Below are 1,216 nucleotides of genomic sequence, written 5' to 3'. Positions count from 1 at the left end.
CAGGAGGCGACGGTCTCGTTGGACATGCCGCGGCTCGGCCTCGACTGGCACGAGACCGTCCCGGTGCGCGACGAGCTCACCGGTGCCATCTATCACTGGGGCAGGGCCAACTATGTACGTCTTTCGCCGGGCGATAGCCCCGCGCACGTGCTGACCGTCCTGCGACCGTCCTCACCGCAGATCGGAGGGTCACCCACACGATGATCGTCAACGAGCCCGTTCCGGACACCTTCGAGGACACTCCTGCCGCGGAGCGCGACCCGGAGTGGTTCAAGCGTGCCGTCTTCTACGAGGTCCTGGTCAGGTCGTTCCAGGACAGCAATGGCGACGGCGTGGGCGACCTCAAGGGGCTGACCGCGAAGCTGGACTATCTGCAGTGGCTGGGCGTCGACTGCCTGTGGCTGCCGCCGTTCTTCAAGTCCCCGCTGCGGGACGGGGGTTATGACGTCTCCGACTACACGGCGGTGCTGCCGGAGTTCGGGGACCTGGCGGACTTCGTGGAGTTCGTCGACGCCGCCCACCAGCGGGGCATGCGCGTGATCATCGACTTCGTGATGAACCACACCAGCGACCAGCACCCGTGGTTCCAGGAGTCGCGCGCCAACCCCGACGGCCCCTACGGGGACTACTACGTCTGGGCCGACGACGACAAGCAGTTCCAGGACGCCCGGATCATCTTCGTCGACACCGAGGCGTCCAACTGGACCTTCGACCCCGTCCGCAAGCAGTACTACTGGCACCGGTTCTTCTCCCACCAGCCGGACCTCAACTACGAGAACCCGGCCGTCCAGGAGGAGATGATCTCCGCCCTGAAGTTCTGGCTGGACCTCGGCATCGACGGCTTCCGCCTGGACGCGGTGCCGTACCTCTACCAGCAGGAAGGCACCAACTGCGAAAACCTTCCGGCGACGCACGAGTTCCTCAAGCGGGTGCGCAAGGAGATCGACGCGCAGTACCCGGACAAGGTGCTGCTGGCGGAGGCGAACCAGTGGCCGGAGGACGTGGTCGACTACTTCGGCGACTACGCATCCGGCGGCGACGAGTGCCACATGGCCTTCCACTTCCCGGTCATGCCGCGCATCTTCATGGCGGTGCGCCGTGAGTCGCGCTACCCGGTCTCGGAGATCCTCGCCAAGACCCCGGCCATCCCGTCCAGCTGCCAGTGGGGCATCTTCCTGCGCAACCACGACGAGCTGACCTTGGAGATGGTCACCGA

Annotated in this window: 2 protein-coding genes; both read left to right on the top strand. The window is 65.7% G+C overall.

Translation table 11 applies throughout. The annotated features are described in order from the left end of the window. A partial coding sequence (locus tag ACZ7L1_RS39245; RefSeq protein WP_471444501.1) for an alpha-amylase occupies window positions 1–204 on the top strand: 204 nt, incomplete at its 5' end. Next, window positions 201–1,216 (top strand): alpha-amylase family glycosyl hydrolase (locus ACZ7L1_RS39240; RefSeq protein WP_471444499.1); only part of this gene is annotated, 1,016 nt, incomplete at its 3' end. The genes ACZ7L1_RS39245 and ACZ7L1_RS39240, both read left to right, overlap by 4 nt.

Source organism: Streptomyces sp. NPDC107546, from assembly GCF_055639175.1.
The sequence above is the reverse complement of the archived record's forward strand: the minus strand, read 5'-3'. Positions and strand labels throughout refer to the sequence as shown.